This window comes from Cohnella cholangitidis (genome assembly GCF_014107495.1).
GTDB classification, from domain to species: domain Bacteria; phylum Bacillota; class Bacilli; order Paenibacillales; family Paenibacillaceae; genus Cohnella; species Cohnella cholangitidis.
In genome coordinates this window covers 4,621,152-4,637,234 of record NZ_CP041969.1, presented here as the reverse complement: position 1 = coordinate 4,637,234, position 16,083 = coordinate 4,621,152, and the positions used below count along the sequence as shown (strand labels likewise).

At 50.8% G+C, this 16,083-nt stretch carries 21 protein-coding genes; 9 read left to right on the top strand and 12 right to left on the bottom strand.

The window, feature by feature from the left end:
- The first annotated feature begins 196 nt into the window (after positions 1 to 196).
- On the top strand, positions 197 to 640 hold the full coding sequence (locus FPL14_RS21385) for a GNAT family N-acetyltransferase (protein WP_182299660.1): 444 nt from the start codon (positions 197 to 199) through the stop codon (positions 638 to 640).
- Between the two features lie 47 nt (positions 641 to 687).
- On the opposite strand, the gene FPL14_RS21380 is transcribed toward FPL14_RS21385, so the two are convergent.
- From FPL14_RS21380 to infC, 4 genes are all read right to left on the bottom strand, one after another.
- The gene (locus FPL14_RS21380) at positions 688 to 951 is read right to left on the bottom strand and encodes a 50S ribosomal protein L33 (RefSeq protein ID WP_182299659.1); all 264 of its coding nucleotides are present in this window, start codon (positions 949 to 951) and stop codon (positions 688 to 690) included.
- A gap of 178 nt (positions 952 to 1,129) precedes the next feature.
- On the bottom strand, positions 1,130 to 1,489 hold the full coding sequence (rplT, locus tag FPL14_RS21375; RefSeq protein ID WP_182299658.1) for a 50S ribosomal protein L20: 360 nt from the start codon (positions 1,487 to 1,489) through the stop codon (positions 1,130 to 1,132).
- A 35-nt stretch (positions 1,490 to 1,524) separates the two neighbouring features.
- Positions 1,525 to 1,725 carry a 50S ribosomal protein L35 gene (gene rpmI, locus FPL14_RS21370; RefSeq protein ID WP_182299657.1) on the bottom strand — a complete coding sequence of 67 codons (201 nt, stop codon included), beginning with the start codon at positions 1,723 to 1,725 and terminating at the stop codon, positions 1,525 to 1,527.
- Between the two features lie 16 nt (positions 1,726 to 1,741).
- Positions 1,742 to 2,236, bottom strand: a complete 495-nt coding sequence (infC, locus tag FPL14_RS21365) for a translation initiation factor IF-3 (RefSeq protein ID WP_220471261.1) — start codon at positions 2,234 to 2,236, stop codon at positions 1,742 to 1,744.
- Between the two features lie 416 nt (positions 2,237 to 2,652).
- Here infC and FPL14_RS21360 point away from each other — a divergent pair, with 416 nt between their 5' ends.
- Positions 2,653 to 3,663 (top strand): hypothetical protein, encoded by a 1,011-nt coding sequence (locus FPL14_RS21360; RefSeq protein ID WP_182299656.1) that lies wholly within the window; start codon positions 2,653 to 2,655, stop codon positions 3,661 to 3,663.
- Between the two features lie 69 nt (positions 3,664 to 3,732).
- Here the strand turns inward: FPL14_RS21360 and FPL14_RS21355 are convergent, their stop codons facing one another.
- Both FPL14_RS21355 and FPL14_RS21350 read right to left on the bottom strand, forming a co-directional pair.
- Positions 3,733 to 4,971 carry a glycosyltransferase family 2 protein gene (locus tag FPL14_RS21355; RefSeq protein ID WP_182299655.1) on the bottom strand — a complete coding sequence of 413 codons (1,239 nt, stop codon included), beginning with the start codon at positions 4,969 to 4,971 and terminating at the stop codon, positions 3,733 to 3,735.
- A 319-nt stretch (positions 4,972 to 5,290) separates the two neighbouring features.
- Positions 5,291 to 6,448, bottom strand: coding sequence for a glycosyltransferase family 4 protein (locus tag FPL14_RS21350; protein ID WP_182299654.1), 1,158 nt, complete (start codon positions 6,446 to 6,448; stop codon positions 5,291 to 5,293).
- A 172-nt stretch (positions 6,449 to 6,620) separates the two neighbouring features.
- Here FPL14_RS21350 and FPL14_RS21345 point away from each other — a divergent pair, with 172 nt between their 5' ends.
- Positions 6,621 to 7,145, top strand: a complete 525-nt coding sequence (locus FPL14_RS21345) for a phosphatase PAP2 family protein (protein ID WP_182299653.1) — start codon at positions 6,621 to 6,623, stop codon at positions 7,143 to 7,145.
- Between the two features lie 80 nt (positions 7,146 to 7,225).
- Here FPL14_RS21345 and trmB read toward each other — a convergent pair whose 3' ends face one another.
- A complete protein-coding gene (gene trmB, locus FPL14_RS21340) occupies positions 7,226 to 8,011 on the bottom strand; it encodes a tRNA (guanosine(46)-N7)-methyltransferase TrmB (RefSeq protein WP_182304096.1) in 786 nt (261 codons plus the stop codon).
- A 216-nt stretch (positions 8,012 to 8,227) separates the two neighbouring features.
- Between trmB and FPL14_RS21335 the strand changes: the two genes are divergently transcribed.
- Positions 8,228 to 8,656, top strand: a complete 429-nt coding sequence (locus tag FPL14_RS21335) for a cupredoxin domain-containing protein (protein WP_182299652.1) — start codon at positions 8,228 to 8,230, stop codon at positions 8,654 to 8,656.
- 57 nt (positions 8,657 to 8,713) lie between these two features.
- On the opposite strand, the gene FPL14_RS21330 is transcribed toward FPL14_RS21335, so the two are convergent.
- Positions 8,714 to 9,358: a phosphatase PAP2 family protein gene (locus FPL14_RS21330; protein ID WP_229263608.1), complete on the bottom strand. Its 645-nt coding sequence runs from the start codon at positions 9,356 to 9,358 to the stop codon at positions 8,714 to 8,716.
- A gap of 129 nt (positions 9,359 to 9,487) precedes the next feature.
- Here FPL14_RS21330 and FPL14_RS21325 point away from each other — a divergent pair, with 129 nt between their 5' ends.
- The 4 genes from FPL14_RS21325 (at position 9,488) to FPL14_RS21310 (ending at position 12,497) form a co-directional block, all read left to right on the top strand.
- A complete protein-coding gene (locus FPL14_RS21325; RefSeq protein WP_182299651.1) occupies positions 9,488 to 9,847 on the top strand; it encodes a hypothetical protein in 360 nt (119 codons plus the stop codon).
- A gap of 105 nt (positions 9,848 to 9,952) precedes the next feature.
- Positions 9,953 to 10,447 carry a cation:proton antiporter regulatory subunit gene (locus FPL14_RS21320; RefSeq protein ID WP_182299650.1) on the top strand — a complete coding sequence of 165 codons (495 nt, stop codon included), beginning with the start codon at positions 9,953 to 9,955 and terminating at the stop codon, positions 10,445 to 10,447.
- A 5-nt stretch (positions 10,448 to 10,452) separates the two neighbouring features.
- Entirely contained in the window at positions 10,453 to 11,667 is a 1,215-nt protein-coding gene (locus tag FPL14_RS21315) for a cation:proton antiporter (RefSeq protein WP_182299649.1), read from the top strand.
- A gap of 23 nt (positions 11,668 to 11,690) precedes the next feature.
- Positions 11,691 to 12,497 (top strand): YitT family protein, encoded by an 807-nt coding sequence (locus FPL14_RS21310; protein WP_182299648.1) that lies wholly within the window; start codon positions 11,691 to 11,693, stop codon positions 12,495 to 12,497.
- 52 nt (positions 12,498 to 12,549) lie between these two features.
- On the opposite strand, the gene FPL14_RS21305 is transcribed toward FPL14_RS21310, so the two are convergent.
- The 4 genes from FPL14_RS21305 to FPL14_RS21290 form a co-directional block, all read right to left on the bottom strand.
- Positions 12,550 to 13,230, bottom strand: a complete 681-nt coding sequence (locus FPL14_RS21305; protein ID WP_182299647.1) for a hypothetical protein — start codon at positions 13,228 to 13,230, stop codon at positions 12,550 to 12,552.
- Positions 13,227 to 14,123, bottom strand: a complete 897-nt coding sequence (locus FPL14_RS21300) for an ABC transporter ATP-binding protein (RefSeq protein ID WP_182299646.1) — start codon at positions 14,121 to 14,123, stop codon at positions 13,227 to 13,229. Before FPL14_RS21300 ends, FPL14_RS21305 begins: the two co-directional genes overlap by 4 nt.
- Entirely contained in the window at positions 14,123 to 14,491 is a 369-nt protein-coding gene (locus FPL14_RS21295; RefSeq protein WP_182299645.1) for a GntR family transcriptional regulator, read from the bottom strand. Before FPL14_RS21295 ends, FPL14_RS21300 begins: the two co-directional genes overlap by 1 nt.
- A gap of 133 nt (positions 14,492 to 14,624) precedes the next feature.
- Complete coding sequence (locus tag FPL14_RS21290; RefSeq protein WP_182299644.1) at positions 14,625 to 14,810, bottom strand: hypothetical protein; 186 nt, start codon at positions 14,808 to 14,810, stop codon at positions 14,625 to 14,627.
- A gap of 312 nt (positions 14,811 to 15,122) precedes the next feature.
- On the opposite strand from FPL14_RS21290, the gene FPL14_RS21285 reads away from it, so the two are divergent.
- Entirely contained in the window at positions 15,123 to 16,082 is a 960-nt protein-coding gene (locus FPL14_RS21285; protein ID WP_182299643.1) for a tRNA modification radical SAM protein MnmL/YtqA, read from the top strand.
- Position 16,083 lies beyond the last annotated feature (1 nt).

Sequence of the window (16,083 nt, the reverse complement as noted above, 5' to 3'; positions counted from 1 at the left end):
TAAGAGCCCTATCGCTTTTTCCTCATCACGGCTATTTGTTGTTCAGTCGATTTAGCATTTATTATATTCTTCACCAAGGCATTCGTCAATACACATCTTCGCCGTTACCAATCAAAATTGTTGATCATACGTTGTACAACCGGCATTCCGACTGTTCAGTAATGGCCGAGCGACTTAAAACGGGGAGGCACCCCACTTGATTCGATGGAGACAACCGCGGGACGATAAGGGCATCGTAGAGCTTGTCCGTACGCAATTAGTCCCGATTTCCCCTTGGCAACACCCGACGGGCAGCCGCCTTCATTACGAAATTTCCCGGCGCGTCCGCAGGGGGGCGACGTTGGTCGCGTCCCGGACTCGCCGAAGCCCGCCGATCGCTTTCCTCCATATGGAGTTTCGCGGCCCAACGTTACTTATCGATTTGCTAGCCGTCGATTCCCGCCATCAGAGCAAGCAGTTGGGAACGGCGCTCATGCGTCACGCTGAGCAATATGCGCGGAATAAAGGCTCCGAGATGTCCCACGTGTATGTAGATGAGGAAAATTACCGCGCTCTGAGTTTCTATCGACGCTTGGGTTATCACACGCTGCGAGCGATCCCAAGCTTGAAAGTCGTAGAACTTATCAAATCCTTGCAGTGAACTAGGCAAAACAGCGGACCCGAATATCCCGGTCCGCTGTTTCAAGTTTACCACCACCCGCCAAAGCCGCCTCCGAATCCGCCGAACGGTCCGAATCCGCCGAACGGTACCGTGCCGATTGCCAACAAATCGAAGAGTACAAGCGGAAATATCGCTTTCGTTTGCACGTTCTTGCCTTTAGGACCCTCCAAAATGAGCCGGTTACCGGAAATGCGAACAAGCTTGCCCGAAACGACGGATCCGTCCTTGCGAACGGCGTAAATCTGTTTGCCTACCAGCTTCTGAGCTTGCGTGCGCGTAACTTGAGCCATCTCTTAACACTCCTTCCAAGGTGCGTTCTCTGAAGCTGCACCATGTCTTGTACTGTATGAAGAGAAAGCTTGCCGTGCTTGTACCTCTGTCCGATTGCGGACAAAATAAGAATAATCGCCTGGACATGCCCGAACACGAAAAAGCCCCGGTTGCCCGGAGCTTCTTCTAAAAGCGAAATTACGCTTTGATTTTTTCTTTTGCGGCGCCGGCAAGGGAGTTGAACGCGTTGATATCGTTCACGGCCAGGTCGGCAAGCATTTTACGGTTCACTTCGATGCCGGCCAATTTCAGGCCATGCATCATTTTGCTGTAGGACAAGCCGTTTTGGCGAGCTGCAGCGTTAATACGCACGATCCACAATTTGCGGAAGTTCCGTTTCGTCTGACGACGGTCACGGTATGCGTACATAAGGGATTTCATTACTTGTTCTTTAGCTTTCTTAAACAGGCGATGTTTCGCGCCCCAGTAACCTTTTGCCAACTTTAACATTCTATTGCGACGACGGCGCGTTACGAATCCGCCCTTGACTCTTGCCATGATTCATTACCTCCCGGAAGTGTTCATATGACGATTTATTTCAGGTTTCCAAGTTGTTGCTGCAAGCGGCGAACGTCGCCTTGAGCCATCAATGGTTGGCCGGCCAGCACGCGTTTTTGACGTCCCGATTTGTGGGACAGCAAGTGGTTTTTGTAAGCTTTGAAGCGTTTGACTTTACCGGTTCCGGTAATTTTGAAACGATCTTTCAAGCTGCTATGAGTTTTCATCTTAGGCATGAATTGTATCCTCCTGTCAGTGGGCTTTCGGAGCCAAAATCATAATCATGCTGCGGCCTTCCAGCTTAGGCATGCGCTCTACTACACAAATCTCTGCTACTTCGTTCGCCACTCGTTCCAAGATCTTCTGACCGAGCTTGGCATGCGTAATTTCGCGACCGCGGAACCGCACGGAGCATTTCACCTTGTCGCCATCGTTCAAAAATTTCACAACGTTGCGAAACTTCGTTTGGTAGTCATGTTCTTCAATGTTCGCACGAAACCAAACTTCTTTGAGGTCGACGATTTTCTGATTCTTCCGAGCTTCCTTTTCTTTCTTCTGCTGCTCATAACGGAATTTGCCGTAATCCATGATGCGACACACCGGCGGTTTCGCCTGCGGCGCTACGTTGACTAGGTCAAGATTCGCGTCAATGGCCATCTGCATAGCTTCGCGAAAAGGTTTAATTCCGATCTGTTCGCCTTCAGGGCCGACTAGTCGGACTTCCTTCGCCCGGATTTCCTCGTTGATTTGATGATCCTTGCTAATAATGTTCCACCTCCGAAATAAACTGTCGAGTGAGATTGTCGGAAAAAACAAAAAATACGAGTCGCATCGACCCGCATCCTAGTCCAAACGTTATCGGCTATGCTAGGAAACTTAAGCTTCCGCATTCTCCGTATCGTCGGCTACGCTAACCCATCAGCCGAAGCCGATCAGGTGAGAAGCGGGCGCTTCTGCTTGCGCGTGCTGAAAATTTACAACAAATCAGTCACAACGAACACTTTATCACGATGCGCCATGAATGTCAACGATTGATCTTGCTTGACTCGTCCCGAGAGCGAGATTAAGATCGAATTAGCAAAATATTCTATATTTTGTAAATTTCTATGAAAGGAGTGATCCGTTCCGCTACTCGAATCCAATAGATAAAGGAGATGTATGATGTGTGGAAAAAATTGAAGATGAGCGACCCCCTCATTACCTCGATGCCAAAGCACGCCAACGCCATGTCCATATTGGGCGAGCACCGTTACTTCCCGGAATGGGCCTTCTTGAATCACATTCAACTTGCCTACGTCTCGGATGACAACATAGTCGGCTGGCTTGATTTCCACAAACCTCATTCCAGGCATCATTACAGACTGGCGACGACGGAATACTTAAGCAGGCGGACGGCGTTGGCCAATCGGTTGGATATCGTCGATTTCATCATCAACGCTATCGATCATTCAAGCTATATTTGTCTTATGCTGGATACTTATCATATACGAGCATACAAGCATAATTATCAGACCCATCACATCTTCCACGACATGTTCGTATACGGATATGACCTCAGAAACAAAACCTTTAACGCGGCAGACTTCTTCAATGTGAACTACGGCAAAGAGACGGTTACGTTCGAGGAATTGAGAGAAGCGTTCTACAGCAGCTCCCCCATCGGCGATCAGTACGATGGATTTACCGGGGTGCAACTGCTGCGCGTGAGCGACGACGAAACTTACCGATTCGACTCCCTTTACTGCATCGAGCGGTTGCGGGATTACGCGGAATCCCGCAAAACAAACGACCGGTTCCGGTTTATTGAGGAAACTTATGACGCCGCGTTCGGAATTACCGCTTACGAGACGCAAATCGGCAACATCGGGAACAACGCCGCCGAATCGCTCGAATTGAATTGCCTAAAGGCGCTGCACATTCTTTACGATCATAAGAAGACGATGAGCTTCGGAGTGAATTACTTGGCGCAAAGCGGCCGAATCAAGGACAAGAGCCTGTCGCAAGCCTTCTCGGATAACGAAAAAGCGGCATTTACTTCCCGTCATCATTACATGAAATATTTAATGTCGCGGAATCCCGAATGGAAACATAAAGCATTAGAGGTCCATAGAGAAATCCTTGCCACGGAAAACGAACTGTTCGGGTTGCTCATCTCGGAATTAGAGAAAGCTTAATTTCTCCTCGAATCGCAAGGGGCTGCCTCGAAGGTCTAAAAAGACCTTAGGGCAGCCCCGTTTACGCGATTACATTTGTTTGCCTTGCACTTCTTCCAAACGGATAACGCGCGTGTGCTCCGTATGGCTCCAAGTTTTGTTGTTCTGGGTGAAGAAGGCGTAGAACGCGATCGGCCACCAGGACAAGAAGAAGATCGGGAACAGCAGCAGCTTCAAGTACATTTTCCAGTTGACTTTCTCCATCAGCATCGCGATCGGACATTGCAGATAACCGTAGAGCACGATCGTTAGCGACAAGCCAAGCGGCATCTGCGAATAGATAGACGTCAGATGAGGATCGCCCGGAAGCATCACGTCGAACCAGAGCGCCATCGTGATCAAAAATCCGATCAAGTAAATGAACGCGTTAAAAATGTACAGAGCGGCGTCGATCTTAACGATGCTGCCCTCTTTGATCCCTTGCCAGAACAATGGCAGCATATAACGGCGCGAAACGTCGAAATGTCCTTGCATCCAGCGCAAGCGTTGACGGGCGGATGCCTTGAACGTAATCGGCTTCTCGTCGTATACGCGAGCGTCGTAATTGAATTTAGGGTAAATGCCTCTTTGGATACAGCGAACCGTAAACTCCAAGTCCTCGACCAAGCTGGTCGCTCCCCAGCCCATATCCTTCAGCAGCTTCGTTTCAAAACACATTCCCGTACCGCCAAGAAAGTTGGACAGCTTCAGGTTGTAACGCGGCAACTGCCAAAGTCGGTTACAGAACCAGTAGGTAATGCCGTTCGCGGCACTGATCCAAGAATCATGCGGGTTTTTCGTATCCAAGTAACCTTGAATAACGCGGTGCCCGTTGCAAAGGTCTTCGTTCATGTATTGCAAAAAATTCGTAGCGACTAGGTTATCGGCATCGAACATCACGATGGAATCGTACTGTCTCGGGTGCTTCCATAGCTCCTTAAGCATCCACTCGATCGCGAAGCCTTTGCCTCGTTGATTCGGATTCGTTCTTTCGAACGCGTATACGCCCTCGTAACTGCGAGTGATCTTAGCCGTTCCGTCCGTACAGTTATCGCAAATAACGAAAATATCGAACAGCTCGCGAGGATAGTCCATTTTCAATAAATTTTCGATCAGCGCCCCGACGACCGTCTCTTCGTTATGCGCCGCGACAAGCAACGCGAACGACTTGGTCGGTTTGTGCGTAATCCGTTCTTTCCTGCGGTACCAACCGAAAAACGAAAGAATGATTTGGTACACTCCGATAGCGGCAGCAAGTCCCTGAACAACCAAAAGAAGATTGTTAAACATATTCAGTTGTACCCCCTAGATCCCTTTTTCTTTTTTCTCTCTGTGTTTTTGCTTCTGCGTTATCTCTCTAATTTGACTAAGCGACCCTTGAATCCCCTTCAAAGTGACATTCTTGATTTTCTTCGGTTTCCAACCATTTGTCAAAAGGGCATTGCCTTCATATTCGCGGCTATCAGCCTAGATGAGGGGTTCTCGGCAACTAAGCATCGCATACAGCGGCAATTGCTACGTCACAGCGTAGATTTTCATCGATTTCCATTCTTTTTCTATCCGGAGACCTATGACCTCATGACAAATAAGTTAACGTGCGAACAAAGGACTAAGTTGCAACCCAAGCTCCGATTGCTTCTTCCATGCTTGATTTCAAACCGTCGAATACTCCGTCCCAAGACCGGTATTTGGCTTCTTGGGCGCCTGCGGCGGAAAGCCGCGCGCGCAAGGAAGCATCCTTATACAGCAGCTCGAGCTTATCCGCGAATTGCCCGACGTCGCCGGGCAAACAGAGCAACCCGTTCTCTCCGCTGCGAATCGTATCGGGAACTGCTCCTCCGGCCGCCCCCACGACGGGCAGTCCGCAGGCCATGGCTTCCAATACGACGTTGCCGAACGTCTCGGTGGCGGAAGGAAACAGGAGCACGTCCGATGCGGCCATCCACCTCTGCAACGTCGGCTGCGAAACGGAGCCGAGAAACTTGGCTTGAATTCCTCGCCGCAAAGCCAAAGCTTTAATGTCGTTTGCCGCCGGACCATCTCCGGCAACGACCAATTCCACGTCCGCTTCCGTCCTGTCGGCGAACCGGGCTACCGCTTCCACGGCCACATCCGTTTGTTTCTCCGGCGCCATTCTTCCCGCGTAGAGAACAACGAACCGGGAGCTTGCCATTCCTGCCTCCCTTAGAAACCGTTCCCGATCGACGCGAGGATGGAAGCGCTCCGTATCGACCCCGCGGCTCCACAATTCAAGCCCTTCCCATCCGTCTGCAAGGCATTCCTCCAGCACGGATCTGGAGGGCACATAGATTTTTCTGCAAGGCAGATGAAACCAATGCAAATATCTCCATAAAAGTTTACCCATCCATTGAAGATTGTAAAACGGCAAATAACGCACGAAATGAGTATGATGCGAGGCCATCAGCGGAATTCCGTGTTTCATCGCCAAATGGCGACCCGTCACCCCTGTGCCGAACGGTGTCGCTACGTGGATAACGGTCGGCTTGAAGCTCAGCAGCTTGCGCTCCGCGCTTCCGGTCTGGGGTAAGGCCAGCCTGCACTCCGGATAAAGAAAAAAAGGCAGGCTTACGAGCCTTTCCGCAGCTTCGGAAACCGTTCTTTCCTTCCTGGGCCTTGAGGGCGCGAACACCATGCATTCGATTCCTTGCTTACGCAAATATCCGATCCAACGTTCCAACGTTTTCGCTACGCCGTTAACTTCCGGCGAATACGTATCGGTAAATAAAGCCAAGCGGAATTCCGACATCGGTAATCAAGTCCCCTCTCCGTTCGTTTCCTTCATTTTACTAACCGCACATTAACGGAGTATCAAAGGCAAGTTAATACTGAGGTTACATTCAAGTTGTAGAGTTAGAAGAGCAAGAGCAATCAGCCGCCGAACGCCGCTGATCACCCCATTTAAGCAAAGGAGATGGAGTATGAGCCGAATATACCGCATGCTTCAGGAGGTCGAACGCCCGCTTTTCCTGCATGTCAACATTCGTTGGAACCGTTCCGCCTTGAACTGGCTCTTCCATATCTTATCTCTTCTCGCAGGAGCGACATGCAGTCTCTGTCTGTCCCTCGCCGCCGGGTTGTTCATGCCTGATCCGTGGAGCAGCGCGGGTTGGCTCGCCTTCGCCGCCGTAATCTTAAGCCACATTCCCGTCGCTATCGCGAAGAGAAGCGCGCCGAGACTCCGTCCCTACCAAGTATTCTCGCAGATCAATACGAACCGTCGCCCGCTTAAAGACCCTTCTTTCCCTTCCGGTCATACGACGGCGGCGTTCGCCATGCTGACGCCTTGGATGCTGGCCGAACCTCTTCTCATCCCCGTTCTTATGCCTATCGGGATCGGAGTGGCTTTATCGCGCATTTACTTCGGACTGCATTTCCCTAGCGACACCGTCGCGGGCGCCCTGCTAGGCGGCTCAACCGCCCTGTTGCTCTCTATTTGGATTTAAAAAAAATCAACGTGCCCGCCTCTTAGGCAAGCACGATGATCATAACGGCCGTACCCGGCTCTCACCCGGGTACGGCTTATTTATTCGTCGTCGGAATCGGATTCCAAGTCGTCGCCCGATTCGTAATTTCGCGTCGTTCCTCTACTGGATTGCTTCTCGAGCTCTGCCGCAACGGCGCGGCGATGCTCCTGTTGAACCTTCTCCCCAAGTACCGCTTCGAGCCTGTATATCGGCATGCCTTGCCCTACGAATTTCGTCTCGTATTCGGTCAGCACGAGATCCTCGCGAATACCGTGGCGATGCAGATCCAAGGAAATATTGCGCATTTGGTACTCTACAGCGGAAAAACTGTTTAAGGAGAACTCGAACAAGCTTAGGGAGTCCGTCTTGAAATGGATTTCTCCAACATCGCTCAGGGCTTCCTTATATTTCATTAGAAAACGAGGATGCGTCAATCTCCGTTTGCCATGTTTAGACTTCGGCCATGGATCGCTGAAGTTCAAATAAATGCGTTGCAGTTCCCCCGGTTCGAACATTTTGTCCAGAAACTCAACGTTCCCGCGGGCAAGCGCCAAATTCGGCACTTTGTCGACGCCCTTTTCTTCTTTCCACAATGCCCGGGCTTTCTCGCTTCCCCGCCGCAACAATTCGTCGTAAATATCCATTCCGATGTAATTGATGTGCGGATTATTGGCGCTCATGCGGCTAATAAATTGTCCTTTGCCCATCCCGCACTCGATATGAATCGGATTATCGTTACCGAAAAACTCGTGCCAACGCCCTCTTAGCCGCTGCGGCTCCAACACGACAAGATCCGGCTGCCGCTCCAAACTCTCTCGAATATTTTTTCTGCCACGAAGTCTCATGCTCATCCCAATATCCTCCCGCTCCCGCAACACATCGTTGCCCAACGTCAATGAATCTTATTTTGCCCAATGTGCCGCCCGTTGTAAAGAGCTCTCGTCCACAACCTGAAAATCAATCCGAGCGGAAGCGATAATTTCTGATTTGTTCGGACATATTATGGTTAACAGACAGTATTGCAACTATTTACAAAGACTATCGAGGGGGTTATTTCGACAATGAAAAAGTCCGGTTCTTTGTTTGCCATATTTGCTTTGGCAACCGCGCTAACGTTAAGCGCTTGCGCGAATAAAAACAATGCAAACAACAACGTTTCACCTTCGCCTTCGCCGTCTCCTACGGCAACGACTACGGCAACTGCGCCCGCAGCGGGCGGAGGCGGAGTACAAGAAGTCACGATCGATGCGTCCAACTGGAAATTCCAGCCGGAGGACATCAAAGCGAAAGTAGGCGACACGCTTAAGATTTCTTTGAAAAACTCTCAAGGCGTGCACGGAATAGAAAGCGACGACGAACTAGGAATCAAGCTAAAGAACGGCGAAACCCAAGAGGTTAAATTGACCAAAGCGGGAGCCTACGAGTTCCACTGCTCCGTCCAATGCGGCCAAGGGCACAACGATATGACAGGCACGATCGTTGTCGAATAACGCAAAAAAGGGGTTGCGGTTACGTCCGACAGGACAAGCCGCAATCCCTTTGCTTTGTTACTTGCGAAACGCGGCCGGAGCCAGCTTCCGGAAAACCTCGATCATTAAGCCAAGCCACACCCAGCTGGCGAGATACCCGCCCGCGACGTCGCTCGGATAATGCACTCCCAAATAAATACGGCTTATTCCGATCCCGACGACGAGAATCGCCCCCAACGCCACGAGTAGCGCCCTGCCTCTTCCGCTTTTCACGCGTTTCCAAAGCAAGTAAACGAATGCCCCGTATAAAGCGAATGCCGCCATCGAGTGTCCGCTCGGGAAGCTGTAGCCGGTTTCCTCGACCAGCCTATGAATATTCGGCCTTTCCCGTTGAAAGAAATCCTTTAATAAATGATTAAGCAACGAAGATCCCGCCAGAGCCGATATAAAGAAGAGCAGCTCCATGCGGTGCCCGAGAACAAAGGCGAGAAACAATAAAATAACGATGGCGATCACGATAACGACCATCGTCGATCCGAACCAGCTTAACGCTTCCATTACCCGCGTCAAGCCGGCGTTCTCCCAACCTTGAACGGTCGAGATGATGCCGGAATCGAATCCCGATATCCCCTCGAAGCGGATAAGCAAGCTAACGATCGCGAATAAAACAGCGGCTATCCCTGCCCAAACATATGCTTTTCTCAGATGACTTCTTTCGGTCACGTTTTCATCTCCTATGACGGTTTACGGCAATATGAGTGAAGTGTATCACATTTTCCCAACGGGGTGAAAATTGAGAAAGACATGCCTAATATGGTATTCTAATAAAAAAGCATTGAAGGGGGACACCGAATGAAGACAACTTTGCAGCCGTTTCGCAGTCTCGCCTTCATCCTCGTGTTGCTTGGCGCCTTCATTATGCTTAGCATGCCTACCATGATGATTGGAGACAATGTCACCACCTCCAGCAGCACCTCGCTTGCCCACGACGTTCCGAACAGCGTCAAGGCTACCAAACGGACGGTTTCCCTGCCCAGCAAAATGCTGCTCCTCAGCGTTCTGCTGCTGCTTGCGTTTCACTTCCGTTTCAACGCCTACCTTCCTTACCGCATGCCCCAATACAAATACGCCTTTCTCCCCTTAGTCCTAGTGCATGTGCGCAAAATATTGCTCATGCCCCTGAAATTCACGACTTCGTACGAACGCGTCTAAAGACAAGTCCCAATGACCTCAACCGCCATTTGATGAGGTTTATTTGACTTGTCCGTATGCCGTTCTAACGCAGTCGTGAATGATAACTTCAGGAGGGATAACTATATGAATATCCGTGAAATCGATCTCCCAGGAATCGGCAAGAAATTTCAAATGAATACCCGCGGCGGCGATAAACTCGTCATTATCGTGCACGACGACGGACGCCGCGAATGTTATCACTTCGATCACAAAGATCCCGATAGCAGCATTTCCATGGTCACTTTGGACGATGACGAGGCCCGGATGGTCGCCGCCATGATCGGCGGCATGACTTATAAGCCCAAAATGCTCGAAACGATCGAAGTCGCTTTGGACGATCTCATCATCGAGTGGTACAAACTCGAAGCCCATTACGCCTGCATCGGGCAAACGATAGGCGAGCTTCATATCCGCAAAAATACCGGAGCCACGATCATCGCCCTGCTTGGCGCGGATCACGTCAAGCACATTAATCCCGGACCGGATTTCAAACTCGCTCCGGACATGACATTGGTTGTCGCGGGAGAGCGCGCGCAACATAAAGAGCTTAAAAAGATTCTCGTGCACGGAAGCGATTGATCGAAATGGATCATATCGTTCTTGAAGTCGGCCTCGCGATCGCTCTCATCGCCTTGGCTGGTTTGTTGTCCGCCAAATTCAGATTTTCCGTCATTCCCTTCTATATTCTCATCGGAATGGCCGTCGGGCCCCACTCCGTAGAGCTGTGGCATTTCGATTTTCGCTTTATCGAAAGCGCGCCCTTGATCGAGTTCATGGGCAGAATCGGCGTCTTGTTCCTGCTCTTCTACCTCGGGCTGGAATTTTCCGTCGGCAGGCTGATTAAATCCGGCCGCTCGATCGCCGTTGGCGGCACGATCTATATCGCCATTAACTTTACGCTCGGCCTTGCCTTCGGTTGGGCGGCGGGTTTTCCGTTCCAGGAAACGCTTGTCGTGGCGGGGATCACGACGATATCTTCCAGCGCCATCGTGGCTAAAGTGCTCGTGGATCTCAAGCGTACCGCCAATCCGGAAACCGAAATGATTCTCGGCATCATCATGTTCGAGGACGTATTCCTTGCGGTATATATCTCGATCCTCTCGGGTCTCGTGCTAAGCGGATCCGCATCGGTATGGGGAGTTGCCCTGTCCGCCTTAATCGCGCTCGTCTTCATGCTCGCCTTGCTGGTCATCGGTCGCAAAGCCGTTCCTCTGCTCAACAAAGTGCTGGATATTCGTTCCAACGAACTCTTCGGGCTCGTCATTTTCGCAGGGTTGTTCCTTGTGGCCGGCTTCTCCGAGACGATCCATGTCGCGGAAGCGATCGGCGCTCTGCTGATCGGCTTGGTGCTAGCCGAAACCGAACACATGAAACGGATCGAGAAGCTGATTCTTCCGTTCAGGGATTTCTTCGGCGCGATCTTCTTCTTCAGCTTCGGCTTAACGATCGACCCTACGACGCTAGGCGGCGCGATATGGCTTTCGCTTGCGGCAGTCGTCGTTACGTTGATCGGCAACTTCACGGCGGGCATGCTCGCCGGACGAAGCGCCGGGCTCTCGCCCAAAGCTTCCGTGAACATCGGGTTCACGATCGTGGCGCGAGGAGAATTCTCGATCATCATGGCCAATATCGCCAAGGCGGGCGGACTGCTGACCATTATTCAGCCTTTCGCCGCGTTATACGTGCTTATCTTGGCCATTCTCGGTCCTTTGCTGACCAAAGAAACGAAACTGATCTACACCGTGCTCGATAAAGTATTCCGGTTCGGCAAATCAGCAAAGAAAGTCGAGTCCTCATAAAACAAGAGAGGGTGAATGCCGTCATGGCTAACATGCGCGTTTCATACCGGCTTGCCTGCGTGATGTTCGGTTCGATTTTATCCGCTATCGGCTTAGAATTGTTTCTTGTTCCGCACAATATGCTCATCGGAGGGGTTACGGGGGCATCCGTTCTACTTTCGTATTTAACGGAGATGCGGCTTGGTTTATTTCTGTTTTTGCTGAATTTGCCTTTTCTGCTCTTCCGGTATCGCCGATTCGATCCCCATACAAGGCTTATTACTTTAGTAGGGTTGTCTACCCTTTCGTTAACCGCGTTCTATTTGCATCCCGCGCCTCCATTGATGGAGTACTCGTTCGCCGCGGCGACGGCTGGAGGAATCGCTTTTGGAGTCGGCATCGGCATGGTTCTTCGTTACGGAGGTTTTATCGATGCGGCGGACGGCGCGGGGGCGAGCGCTACGCCGGGAACGTCGGACAAAACGAGAAAAGCGCTTTGGCTATTCAACGGCGCAGTGTTGCTTGCCGGAGGATTCGTATTCGGTTGGGACGAAGCGTTGTATTCCATCGTCGCATTCCTGTTAGCCTTCCGTATGGCCGACTTCTCCATGAGCGGTTTTGCTTTAACGAGAATGGTCTGGATAACGAGCGAACGGAGCGAAGCGATTAGCGATGCGATGCGCAGCCGATTCGGCAAAGAGTTGATCCTGTTGGACGATCGGGAACCTTGTCCGGGCGGGACAAGGATGATGCTTTGTACGGTTAATCGCATTGAGCAAGCCAGGGTCATCAGAGAGATCCGAGCGCTCGATCCCGAATGCTCGATCGCCTTTCACGCAGTCCATCGATAAACGAATGAAAGGGGCGATCCGGATATTGAAGAATCCGGTTTCGCCCTCTTCGTTATACGGTCGCCCTGCGCAGCAGCAGATAGGAGAATAACACATAGATCAACGTACCTAGGAACAACCCGTTTGCTAACTCCATGACGGATATGTCCGCCATCCACCCGAAGATCGGTTCCCATTTCTCGTTCAGGGTAATCAAGTAGCTCGCGATGGTCATAACGACGCCGAGCGCGATGAAGAAGAAATACAAACCGTTGCGTCCGAATTTGCGATGAATGGATGAGATCGCGAAACCGCAGAAGAAGAGGTTGATCATGAGCGTGAAAAGGATCCAGAACCGTTCAAGCAACGGACCGTCGCTCAAGTATTTCACGTTGAAGAAATAAAGTTCCATGCCCCATTGGCCGGTTTCCCGTTCGACATAGCCGATCAGGAGCAGCACGATGGCCGATAAAAAGCTAATGATCGCGATCGTTGCCGCCGTTCCTAGGAAATAATCTTTTCTCCTGGTACAAAATCCGATTAGAAATGGAAATGTCTGCCCCACGCTACCGATTCCGACCACAAGCATATAGATATAAATCGAAGCCAATCCGCCCGTGTAAATCTTTTCGTCGGCCAGACTGCCAATGATCAAATTGCACGCGAAGCTAATGCCAAGAATGAGCCATGGAAGAATGAGCCATGTCAACTTATCGGCTAGATGCGTCTTTATGATGCCGACCACTCTATTCATCGAACTTCTCCTGCCTCTCTCCTATTTTGGCTATTCGTCAGATGGACGACCATCTGCTGCAGCGATACGGGCGAGATTTCCAAACCAAGCTCGGCCGCTCGACCGCGATCTTCTGCGGTGAGATGGCCTATGACCGTTGCGGACGTAAGTCCCGCAAAAGGCTCGCGATGAATGACTTGCTTCCCTTCAAGGAACTCCTCCACCTTCGCTGCCGTTCCCGCTACCGTCGACGCCCTGCCGCGCAGAACTTCGGATTCCTCGTTAAGAAGCAACTTGCCGCGGTCGATTACGAGAACGTGTTCGAGCAATTGGCTCACTTCGTCTATCAGATGGGTAGACAGGACGATCGTTCGCGGGTGCTCGGCATAATCCTCCAACAGCCTGTTGTAGAACAAGCTTCGGGCTACGGCATCCAAACCTAGATACGGTTCATCGAAAATCGTTAACGGGGCCCGGCTTGCGAGACCAACGATTATTCCTACGGCAGAGAGCATCCCTCTGGAGAGCTTCTTGACTCTGCGCTTTAAAGGAAGCCGGAAATCCTCGATTAACGAATACGCGAGCTCCTTATCCCAATTCGGGAAAAATAACGGGGAAACGTTCAGTACGTCCAACACTCTAAAATTATCCGGATACTTCTGGCTCTCTTTAATGAAGCAAATTTTCCTGAGTACTTTGTCGTTCTCGAACGGCTCTTCTCCGAACACTTTGATCTCGCCGCCGGATTTGAACAACTGCGCCGTAATCATATGCATGATCGTCGTTTTCCCTGCTCCGTTTCTTCCCAACAGCCCGTAAATTTTGCCGTCTTCCAGAGTAAAGCTCACGTTATCGACGGCTTTGAAGTTTCCGTATGTTTTCGTAAGTTCCTTGATCTCGACGATGCTGTTCATTACGCTTTCTCCCCTCTCCGTATCATTTCGGTTAACTGTTCTGCCGTAATGCCGAGCTTCTCCGCTTCCCTTACCATCGCCACGACGTATTGCTCGTAAAATTGTTCTTTGCGTTTCTCCATGATTTTCGCTCGGACTCCCGTTGCCACGAACATGCCGATCCCTCTTTTCTTATACAAAATTTCTTGGTCGACGAGCAGATTTACGCCCTTCATGACCGTTGCGGGATTGATCTGGTAGAAAGCAGCGAATTGATTCGTCGAAGGAACCTGCGATTCCTCGGGCAGCCTCCCCTCGATAATGTCGTTCTCTATTCGTTCCGCGATCTGTACGAAGATGGGGCGGCTATCATCCATCGATAAGGTCATCTTTTCCACCACCACGTTAGTTGGTTAGTTACTCATGTAACTAACTATATAACCTTATCAAAATAATGTCAAACACAAAAAAGGCCGAATCCCCAAAATGGGCATCCGGCCTTGCTTATCGTATGGACGTTGCTTAGTTAACCGGTCTGTGCTCTTCGATGTAGTGATCTTCGATAACGCTGTTGATTTTCTTGCGTGCCGAGATTTCGATGCTATGGTTGTTCGGGAACTTAGCCCCCGCGAGTGCCATTGCCTCTTTAACCGTCAACTCGATTTTTACCGTATCGTCCCCTTGCGGAATGCGTACGCTTGTATTCATTACAGTCACCTCTCCAATCGGTTCAATTTGATTGTGCACCTTATACTGCCCGAGATATGGAAATGGTATGAATTAGGTTGTGGATAAGTGGGTCCATGTCAGATTTGTTTATTGATTTGGCGCACTTTTAATATAACACCTTATGTTAGGTATTGCAAGTTGAAAACGCTATATTTTAGCCCGATTTTCGATGTTAAATACGAATCGAATAACGACGAATCGATCGGAATTCGGAATGGATACGGCTATCCTCGCAATTTGGCCGGATTTTCGCTACAATAATACCGACTTCTGTAAAGGGCGGATGCAATCATGGCAACGATGGACACGGACAATCACACTCCGCTGTTATGGGCGGACAAAAGATTTCATACTTGGAACTACGAAATGCGGGAAACGTTCGGCAATAAAATATTCAAAGTCATGCTGGACGCGGGATTCACATGTCCGAATCGGGACGGAAGCATCGCCGCGGGCGGTTGCACCTTCTGCAGTACGAGAGGGTCAGGCGATTTCGCCGGGAGCAGGCGAGACGACCTCGTCTCCCAATTCAACCATATTCGGGACCGACAGCACTTGAAATGGCCGGAAGCCAAGTACATCGGCTATTTCCAAGCCTATACGAACACTTACGCGCCCGTTGAGACGCTGCGAGAATATTACGAGGTCATCCTTCAGCAGCCCGGCGTCGTGGGGTTGTCTATCGCAACCCGGCCGGATTGCTTGCCGGATGACGTCGTCGACTATTTAGCCGAACTGAACGAACGTACTTACTTGTGGGTCGAGATGGGTTTGCAGACGATTCATGAATCGACCTCGGAGCTGATTAACCGAGCCCATGACACCGAATGCTTCACCGATGCGGTGAATCGGTTGAGAGCCCGGGGCATTCGCGTATGCGCCCACATTATTCATGGCCTGCCCGGCGAGTCGCGCGAGATGATGCTTGATACCGTGCGAGCCGTTGCCGGTATGGACGTACAAGGGATAAAAATCCATCTTCTTCATCTCATGCGCAAAACCCCGATGGTCCGCCAGTGGCGCGAGGGGTTGCTTCGTTTTCTCGATCGGGACGAATACGTGTCGCTTGTCGTCGATTCGCTCGAGATGCTGCCGCCCGAAATGATCGTCCACCGATTAACGGGGGACGCGCCGAGAGACTTGTTGATCGGTCCGATGTGGAGCTTGAAGAAATGGGAAGTGCTGAACGCCATCGACGCCGAGCTCGTTCGGCGCAACAGCTGGCAAGGGAAAGCATGGAAGGGACGATAAG